The organism is Bradyrhizobium sp. 23 (assembly GCF_023073295.1).
GTDB classification, from domain to species: Bacteria; Pseudomonadota; Alphaproteobacteria; order Rhizobiales; family Xanthobacteraceae; genus Bradyrhizobium; species Bradyrhizobium canariense_D.
The window spans coordinates 16,124-23,856 of the sequence record NZ_JADPJF010000134.1 but is presented as its reverse complement, the minus strand read 5'-3'; the positions used below and the strand labels follow the sequence as shown (position 1 = coordinate 23,856).

Genomic DNA, 7,733 nt, shown 5'->3' with positions numbered 1-7,733 from the left:
CCCGCCTGCACCGCCGCCCATCCTTGCGCGATACGCGCTGGCGGGCGGCTATGGGGTAGCCCGCCACGAAAAAAACACCGGCCTGACGGCAAGTGCTGGCCGGGAATGGGTTGGGCGATATGGGCGAATTGCCGTTGGGGTGGCGCGGTGGTATTTCAGACGAGTCCGGCAGAACAAACGGGATCGCAACCAATTTACGGTTCGCTGGTTATCCGACGGGACTTTTCGGTCGTTCCCTGGCATGTGAGCCTTCCGATGCGCCTCTGCCGCCCCATCCTCGCTGCTGCCCTCGTCGCCACCTTGGTCCTCTTGGCAAGCCCTTGTTTTGCCGAGTCTTCCGCGCCGATTCCCGTCAACAATCCGCCCGGGCAACAGACCGCCTTTATCGACTTGCTGGCGCTGATGTCCGGCCACTGCAAGACGTTGAAGGTTGCCGGCCGCACCTTCCCCTGCAAGACGGTCGCCTACGCTCATGGTGACAAGGGCCGGGTCAATTTCACGGTCGCGGTCGACGATCCCGCTGATGACAATCACGTCGTGTCGTTCTCCGGCGAGAACGGCAAGCGCGCCGACGACAATTCCTACGAGCTGCCGATCGACCGCATGCTGCTCAACTCCAAGGACCGCCCCAAGGTCGACGGGCTGCCGGTGCCGGCCGAGCAGACCTCCACCGGCCTCTGCCGCCAGACCGGCAATTTCGCCGCCAAGAAGGTGAACGACGTCACCTGCTCCGCGACCGACAGCGAGGGCCGGAAGTACGAACTCCTGTTCGTCTCCGACGGCACGCCGGTGAGCGTGCGCCGCATCAGGCAGTCGGCGCCGTCGATCCAGGATCCGTTCAAATAGCTCCATCCGTTACGTGAACGCCTTTCCAGCGTCGCGAAGAAGGCGAGATTGACGGAATTCCTGGGCACCGGCAGCGGTCGGCCGCGCTGCGCGGCATGAACATGCTGGTGATGTAGGGCATGCGGCAGGGAATGCAGATCGCATCCTCGAAGACGCCAGGGTCGAATTCAGATGGCCGCGCACCAGCTGTGTGTCGAAGCCGAGATTGCTCACCGACGAATTCGCGCGCATCGTCACCACCGATGACGTGATTGCGTCATTCGCGGCAGAGTGATGGCAGAGTTGCGATCACGCCGGTGATGCGACAATAGATCTCAAGAGACGCACGCAGCCGCGCGAACCGGACCAATGTAACTGCGTCGTTTCGACGCCCGCACTGGCCGGAACGTGCCGGATGACCATGTGTTGTCACACGACATTCAACCGGAGTGATGACATGAAGTATCTCTTTGTCGCGATGGCCGTCGGTGCTGCGGCGCTTGTCGGCGGATCCGCGGCGAACGCGGCCAATCATTCAAGTGCGAAACAGAACGCGCCAGCCGCCCAGTCAACCGATATCAGCGCGCAGCACAGGCACCACCATCACGGCTATCGCCATCACTGGCGTCCTCACCACCATCACGGATTTCATCGTCCGCACTACCGGAGCTACGGCTATTATCCGCGGCACCACGGCTATTACGGCGGTGGACCGTACGGATATTACGGCGGCGGCGGTCCCAGCGTGACGTTCGGCTTCGGCGGCAGCCGCTGGTAAGACGAAAGGCAGCAAGACGAAGGGCTCGCGAAACGCGGGCCTTTCTTTGCTCGTCAGCCTATTCCCGCAAGATTATCCCCGCCGTCTGTTGACCGCTCGCCAGCGCCGCTTCGACTGTACCCATGTCGGCTCCGCGATAGAGCGCCTCGCCGGAGAACAGCACCGGACCGTCGGCGCGCGCAAGGATCGTTTGCGCCTCGCGCGTTCGCGGCGTCGCCCAGGAATAAGCGCCGCGGGCGTAGGGATCGTGCGCCCAGTTTGTCGCGACCGCGATGACGAGTTCGCGTGCGAGGTCCTGGCCCGACAGGCCAAAGACGATCGCAAGCGAATCGAGCCCGGTATCGATCAGCGCTTGCGGGTCGAGACGCGACAGCGCTGCCGTGCGCGGGCCGCCGAACCATCCGGTCAGCACGGGATGCCGGTTCGGATATTGCGTCCACCACACCGGGATGGCCTGGTCGGACAAAAGGAAGGCCATGTCCGCGAGCTCTTCCTTGCGCTCACGCCACCATGGCCGCCTGAAGCGCAGCAGGATTTTTATCACGTTACCGAAGCCGATATCGTCGGCCGCCGCCGCCTTCGCGCGCGCGCGGCTCGGCAGCCCGATCTCGCGCAACAACGGCAACGGAACGGTGATGATCACGCGATCGCAGCCCTGCACGTCGCCGCCGACACAGCGAACGACGATCGCGCCGCCCTCCTCCTCGATCGCCGACACCACGCAGCCGAAGCGAAACGTCACGCCAAGCTTGCGGCACTCGGCTGCCAGGAAGTCGATCATCCCACCATAGCCGCCCTTGATGCGCGCCTGCGGAGAGTGCCCGCCAGCCATCCATTCCTCGCGCAGCGCCAGCGTGGAGGCGGACTCGGGATCGGCCGCATCATAGCCCTCAACCATTCGCTCGATCGAATGGCGCAGCCGCGCATGCTCATCCCCGGCAAAATGCCGGCGCAGGAAATCGGCGACAGTGAGGTCGTCGTTCAATTCCCGGACCACGGCGTGCAGCTCAGCCTGATGCGGATCGTGGCGATCCTCGCGCACGATGTCAGCGCCGTCAAAGCCCCATCGCTCGCCCTCGATCTCCTGTAGGGACAGCCCGGCTTCACGCAGCAACGCGCGCGTGACCGGCGCCTCGCCGTGGACGAATTCGGCGCCGCCGTCGGCGGGGTAGCCGAACTCCGAAGCAGGCAGCGGGTGGATGCGGCCGCCGCAGCGCTCGCGCGCCTCCAGGATTGTCACGGTCCTGCCCGCGCGCGCCAGCTCGCGCGCCGCCATCAGACCGGCCGCGCCGGCACCGACAATGACGATATGCTCGGATGTTGCCGACATCTCGGTGCTGTTACTTGCCCACGGCCTGCGGATCGTTCTGGATCAGATAACGCAGCAGCAGGACGCCGCCACCGAGATCCCGCGTGCTCTCCAGCGTCATCGCGCTCAGCGGTGCGCGCCGGTCGCCGTCCGAGTCCGTGGAATCGAACACGAAGGGCGCGCCCTTGGCACCGTCGATCGCGGGACTGAGGATCAGGTTGAACTCGTCGATCAGGCCGGCACGCAGGAACGCGCCGTTGGCGACACCGCCGCCCTCCACCAGCAGGCGCTTCACGCCGAGCTCGCGGTTGAGGATGTCCAGCGTCAGCGCGAGGTCGATCTCGGACTTGCCGGCAAAGATATAGGACACGCCCTCGCCGCGGAGCCCCGCGAGATGCGAATCGGCGACGCTCTCGGTCAACACGACGACGATCGGATCGCCGCCGATATCGGAGCGGCCCCAGCCGATCTTGCCCTGCGCATCGAGCACGACGCCATAGGTTTTCGCGTCGCGTCGCACAAACCAGTTTTCGCGCGGAAATTTCGCGTCCGCCGTCGTGGGATAGGCATCGCCCTTGGCGAACTCCGAGCCGGTGATGCGGCCGATCACCCAGGCGTCGCCGCCGAGCTCGTCGTGGATCTTCTCGAACCAGTCCGTTCCTGCCCCCTTCGGGCGCCAGCGGCTCGGATGGGTGCGGCCGTCCAGACTCGAATGCATCAGGCAGATGACGTAAGGCTTCATGCGTATCTCCGGGCCGCGCTCAGGCAGCCGGCTCATTGCCCTTCTCATTCCCCGTGGCGCGATCGTTCACGATCAAAGCGAGGGGATTGAGCTTTGGCGGCGCGATGAGTTTCAGCGTGTTGGTGTCGCGATGGTTGAACGGCGCGCCGTGCACGAACAACTCGGTCTGGATCAGATAGGTCCAACTGCCGTCGTCGTTGAAGGTGATGTCGCAGCGGTAAGCATCGGTGCGGAACGCTTGTTCCAGAAAATCAGTCGAGCAGATCCCGTAAGCGGTGTCGCCGCGCTTGGCGGTCACGGAGATCTCCTTGTCGCCCGGCCCGGCCTTGCCCGACGCCAGCAGCACCTGCCCGCGCGGAATCGCCAGCGTCTGCATGATCAACCCGGTCGCGGGCTCCCACAACCAGTAGCCGACCTGGTCGTGGAAGGTGATGTCTTCCTCGGGCGTGTTGATGTGGATGTGATACCGCAGCCCATAGAGCAGCTGCGGCCCGTTGGCCTGCGGATCGATCGGGTCCATCCGGATGCGCTCGATGAAGGTCCGCCGCTCCGGCCCCTCGGCCTTCGGATTGATGTCGATACCCTTGTCGGCCTGCCAGACACCGGCGAGACGGCGGAGCGGGCCGAGATTGGCAAGTCCGTCGGGCGAGACGTCCTCGGGCTCGGTGAAGATATCGGCGGGAAGGGGGAGCATGGGTGTCCTCGCGTCGTTGCGAGGCAGCAATAGCATGAGAGCGCGGGCGTGGCTCGTTCTCCAGCCTCACAATCGCGAATGGACATAGGCGCCACGCGCAGACGATGCATGACGCGAAGCGCCAGGACGCTTAGTGGCGGTGGTCCCGGACGATGGGTTGATTGCGATGGTCGCCCACGATGGGCTGGTCGCGATGGTCGCAGACGATGCGTCGTCGCGCTCGAGGGTGTAACCACGTCGCCAATGCGATCGCTGGATGGAGTTGTGCATGGAGTTCTGCCTTTCGCTTGGTGGATCACTGCGAGCTACCTGACAACAAGGTAGATTTTGCAATCGACGTCGAATCTGCCGCAGTTTTAATCAGACACCCGAGCGTCGGGCTTATGCAGCCAAGGCGTTGACGTTCCGTAATTCGTGAAAATCATGGCAGCTGCCCAGGAGAGCGTCATAAGCATTTGTGTTCGGTGTTCCCGTTTGCGCCACGGAATCACGATGATAAGATCACCTCAGGATTGTGAAATACACCATAGGCGACGAAGCCACTCCTAAACCAGCGTTCACGTGACGTCCGTTATTTTCAAGTGAGTGGTTTGGAATGCAGCAGGCTTCGGTCGAGAAGTTCTCGGACCTCATCGGCAGTGTCTATGATTGTGTGATCGCGCCGGAAGGCTGGACCGAAGTTCTAGATCAGATCTGCGCCCAGTTCGGCTTTGCCACCGGCGCGCTCTCGGTCGCCAGCCTCACCAACATGAAGGCCGTCGTCAATGCGGTCTCCGGGTCCGACCTGGCCCAGATGGCCCAGAACGGGGTCGGCTACGGCCCCGACATCATCGAGCTCTGGGGCGGCGCCGAACGCATTCGGCAATACCCGCTCGGCGAGCCGGTCGTTCAATCCCAAGCCGTCCGGCCGGACGTTATTTCCAGCAACCGCTACTATCGCGAATGGGCCATGCCCAGGGGCCTGTTCGACGCCGTTGCCGTCGGCCTCGTTCGCGACAGGACGATGGTTGGAAATGCGATATTCAGCCAGCATGAGTCGGCAGGCCGGATCGACGATGCGCAGGTCGACGGATTGCGCCTTCTGGCGCCTCACATCCGCCGCGCCGTGACGATCAGCAATCTGTTCGACATGAAGGCGGTGGAAGCCAACACATTCGCGGCGACGGTGGAGGCCCTGACGGTGGGCGTCGTCCTGGCCGACGAGGATTCGAAGATCGTTCACACCAACGCCGCAGCCGCGGCGATGCTCGCGGCCGGCGATCCGATCGTGGCAAGGCATGGCAGGATCGCGGTTCAATCCGCGGCGAGCACGGCCACATTGCAATCAGCCGTCGCGCAGGCGGCAAAGGACGAGGCGACGCTCGGGCAAAAAGGCATCGGCATCCCGATCCCTCGCCAAAGCGGTGAGCCTCTCGTCATCCACGTTCTGCCGCTGCGACGCAGCCACACACGATCCGGTCTGATCCAGAGCGCCGCTGCCGCCGTGTTCGTGACGTCAGCCTCCGGGCCGCCGCGATTGCTTCACGATGCGCTCAACCAGCTCTATGACCTGACGCCGGCCGAGATTCGCATCTTCGAGCTCATCTGCGAGGGACACACACGAGACGCAATCTCGGCCTTGCTCCGCGTTTCCGTCAGCACCGTGAAGAGCCATCTCATTCACGTCTTCGAAAAGACGGGCTGCCGGCGCCAGGTCGATCTGGTCAGGCTCGCGAAATCGCTGACGTTCCCGGTGTAACAGAAGACCGCGCTCAAGCCGCTTCCGACGTTGATCGCGCACGCTGCTCGAGCACGCCGATCGTCGAGACCAAATTGTCGCGTCGCGCGCGAAGATTCAGCGCAAGAAGCGGATAGGTCGGCTGAAGCACGTCAAACACCCCTGCTCTCGCCTCTTCCTCGAGAATGTCGGTGTTGATGAGTCTAACGCGCCACCACAAATCGGCGACCAACGCATCGAGCCGGAGTTCGCCGGCAGCACCAGAACGGGACATTTCTTGCATCACTTGCCTCAACCTGAAACGGCCTCTCTTCCAAGGCCAGACTTTGGTCCTGGCTGAGCAAGCAGAGTGCCAGCAACGGCGGGCGCGATCTGGTTCCGGAACGGATTGCTGCGCGAGCCGGCTGGTCAAGGCTTGGCGCTCAAGGCTTGGCGCTGGGCAAGATGTTGCCCGTGGAGAGCGAAAATGGTGCCCAGGGGCGGACTGGACATCAATCCACCAAAGTACAGCAAAATCAGAGACTTACCGATCATACTAATTTGCCGTTTGTACCACCCGAATGTGCTTTTGTCGATAGAGCCAGTCCTTCTCACCTGCCAGGCCGCACCGCCGAGCGGCACGCCAACAGCTATCCGACGTTGGCCGGCAGTGCCGAATTTCTGAGCCGACATCAGCGCCTTACAGCAGGCCAACACCGGGAAGAGAGAGCCCTCCAGGGAGAGCCCAGCTTACAAGCGGTACCGGCGCATGGAACAGGCGTGGCGGTCTTTGGCCGAAGAGCACTAATGGCTGGATGGGGAAGTACCACCGGTTCGGAGGGATCGCGCCGACATATCGAAAAGCCGTCTGGTTAGGACGGCTTTTCCTGTCCTTAAAAACTTGCGCGGTTGCCGATGTGGTCGCCGGGTATCCCTGTTCTTCTAGCGGATTCTCTCCGGTGAAGTGAGTCTAGCCGCGCTTCTGCGGGAGCGCCAGAATCGTCCGCAATTGCTCGTTTAATTGCTCGATAGAGAACGGCTTGCCGATTGCGGGCGCATGCCTGAACTCCTCCTCAAGCGGCGGTCCGCCATAACCGGTGCTGAACAGGAAAGGGATTTTCCGGTCGCGCAAGATGCGCGCTACCGGGAAGACACGTTCACCTGCCAGGTTCACGTCAAGCAGCGCCAGATCGAACGACGCCCTGGCGGCAAGTTCGCACGCCTTTGGCACGTGGGCGGCCGAGGCGACCACCTTCAATCCCAATTCTTCGAGCATGTCTTCAATCATGAGGGCGACCAAGCCCTCGTCTTCGACCAGGAGAACCCTGGCGCCAGACAGCTCAACCATTGGACGCTGCAAGCATTAGGGGGAACACCATACGGCAGCGGGTGCCCTCCGGCTCGAACACCAGATCGAACTCGCCCGCGAGGTCATGCTCTATGCACCTCTCCATCAGTCGCGTGCCGAAGCCACGCCGCTTGGGTGGCGAAACCGGGGGGCCGCCGCGTTCGCGCCACTCGCATTCCACCGCGCTTTGCGACAGTTTGTTGGGGCCAAGCCGCCAGGTGAAGGACACAGTCCCATCGGGCACCGAGAGTGCGCCGTACTTCGCGGCGTTGGTCAGAAGCTCGTTCAGCACCATGGTGATGCTCAGCGCGCTGCGCGCGTCCAGATCGACGTGAGGCCCG

At 63.2% G+C, this 7,733-nt stretch carries 10 protein-coding genes and 1 pseudogene; 4 read left to right on the top strand and 7 right to left on the bottom strand.

Going from position 1 to position 7,733, the window contains the following annotated elements; all coding sequences use genetic code 11:
* Both IVB32_RS32420 and IVB32_RS32415 read left to right on the top strand, forming a co-directional pair.
* Positions 1 to 247, top strand: a 247-nt coding sequence (locus IVB32_RS32420) for a hypothetical protein (RefSeq protein WP_247412682.1), incomplete at its 5' end; no start/stop codon positions are given.
* Positions 248 to 255: 8 nt separating this feature from the next.
* Complete coding sequence (locus IVB32_RS32415; protein WP_018453119.1) at positions 256 to 846, top strand: hypothetical protein; 591 nt, start codon at positions 256 to 258, stop codon at positions 844 to 846.
* A 32-nt stretch (positions 847 to 878) separates the two neighbouring features.
* Here the strand turns inward: IVB32_RS32415 and IVB32_RS32410 are convergent.
* Positions 879 to 1,012, bottom strand: a pseudogene (locus IVB32_RS32410) (oleate hydratase); the annotation flags it as partial.
* Between the two features lie 270 nt (positions 1,013 to 1,282).
* On the opposite strand from IVB32_RS32410, the gene IVB32_RS32405 reads away from it, so the two are divergent.
* The gene (locus IVB32_RS32405) at positions 1,283 to 1,603 is read left to right on the top strand and encodes a hypothetical protein (RefSeq protein WP_018453118.1); all 321 of its coding nucleotides are present in this window, start codon (positions 1,283 to 1,285) and stop codon (positions 1,601 to 1,603) included.
* A 58-nt stretch (positions 1,604 to 1,661) separates the two neighbouring features.
* On the opposite strand, the gene IVB32_RS32400 is transcribed toward IVB32_RS32405, so the two are convergent.
* The 3 genes from IVB32_RS32400 to IVB32_RS32390 are packed head-to-tail and all read right to left on the bottom strand — an operon-like array spanning position 1,662 to position 4,348.
* Complete coding sequence (locus IVB32_RS32400; RefSeq protein ID WP_018453117.1) at positions 1,662 to 2,933, bottom strand: NAD(P)/FAD-dependent oxidoreductase; 1,272 nt, start codon at positions 2,931 to 2,933, stop codon at positions 1,662 to 1,664.
* 10 nt (positions 2,934 to 2,943) lie between these two features.
* Positions 2,944 to 3,654, bottom strand: a complete 711-nt coding sequence (locus IVB32_RS32395; RefSeq protein WP_026232465.1) for a dihydrofolate reductase family protein — start codon at positions 3,652 to 3,654, stop codon at positions 2,944 to 2,946.
* Positions 3,655 to 3,673: 19 nt separating this feature from the next.
* A complete protein-coding gene (locus IVB32_RS32390; RefSeq protein ID WP_018453115.1) occupies positions 3,674 to 4,348 on the bottom strand; it encodes a heme-binding beta-barrel domain-containing protein in 675 nt (224 codons plus the stop codon).
* 595 nt (positions 4,349 to 4,943) lie between these two features.
* On the opposite strand from IVB32_RS32390, the gene IVB32_RS32385 reads away from it, so the two are divergent.
* The gene (locus IVB32_RS32385; RefSeq protein ID WP_018453114.1) at positions 4,944 to 6,086 is read left to right on the top strand and encodes a helix-turn-helix transcriptional regulator; all 1,143 of its coding nucleotides are present in this window, start codon (positions 4,944 to 4,946) and stop codon (positions 6,084 to 6,086) included.
* 13 nt (positions 6,087 to 6,099) lie between these two features.
* On the opposite strand, the gene IVB32_RS32380 is transcribed toward IVB32_RS32385, so the two are convergent.
* From IVB32_RS32380 to IVB32_RS32370, 3 genes are all read right to left on the bottom strand, one after another.
* The gene (locus IVB32_RS32380; protein ID WP_007615460.1) at positions 6,100 to 6,348 is read right to left on the bottom strand and encodes a hypothetical protein; all 249 of its coding nucleotides are present in this window, start codon (positions 6,346 to 6,348) and stop codon (positions 6,100 to 6,102) included.
* A gap of 666 nt (positions 6,349 to 7,014) precedes the next feature.
* On the bottom strand, positions 7,015 to 7,392 hold the full coding sequence (locus IVB32_RS32375) for a response regulator (RefSeq protein WP_247287504.1): 378 nt from the start codon (positions 7,390 to 7,392) through the stop codon (positions 7,015 to 7,017).
* On the bottom strand, positions 7,385 to 7,733 hold a 349-nt coding region (locus tag IVB32_RS32370), incomplete at its 5' end, for a sensor histidine kinase (RefSeq protein ID WP_247412679.1). The genes IVB32_RS32375 and IVB32_RS32370, both read right to left, overlap by 8 nt.

What these genes read in the sequence shown, in the direction of transcription:
- IVB32_RS32415 (WP_018453119.1), top strand. Translation starts at nt 256, where the DNA reads ATGCGCCTCTGCCGCCCCATCCTCGCTGCTGCCCTCGTCGCCACCTTG.
- IVB32_RS32405 (WP_018453118.1), top strand. Translation starts at nt 1,283, where the DNA reads ATGAAGTATCTCTTTGTCGCGATGGCCGTCGGTGCTGCGGCGCTTGTC.
- IVB32_RS32400 (WP_018453117.1), bottom strand. Translation starts at nt 2,933, where the DNA reads ATGTCGGCAACATCCGAGCATATCGTCATTGTCGGTGCCGGCGCGGCC.
- IVB32_RS32395 (WP_026232465.1), bottom strand. Translation starts at nt 3,654, where the DNA reads ATGAAGCCTTACGTCATCTGCCTGATGCATTCGAGTCTGGACGGCCGC.
- IVB32_RS32390 (WP_018453115.1), bottom strand. Translation starts at nt 4,348, where the DNA reads ATGCTCCCCCTTCCCGCCGATATCTTCACCGAGCCCGAGGACGTCTCG.
- IVB32_RS32385 (WP_018453114.1), top strand. Translation starts at nt 4,944, where the DNA reads ATGCAGCAGGCTTCGGTCGAGAAGTTCTCGGACCTCATCGGCAGTGTC.
- IVB32_RS32380 (WP_007615460.1), bottom strand. Translation starts at nt 6,348, where the DNA reads ATGCAAGAAATGTCCCGTTCTGGTGCTGCCGGCGAACTCCGGCTCGAT.
- IVB32_RS32375 (WP_247287504.1), bottom strand. Translation starts at nt 7,392, where the DNA reads ATGGTTGAGCTGTCTGGCGCCAGGGTTCTCCTGGTCGAAGACGAGGGC.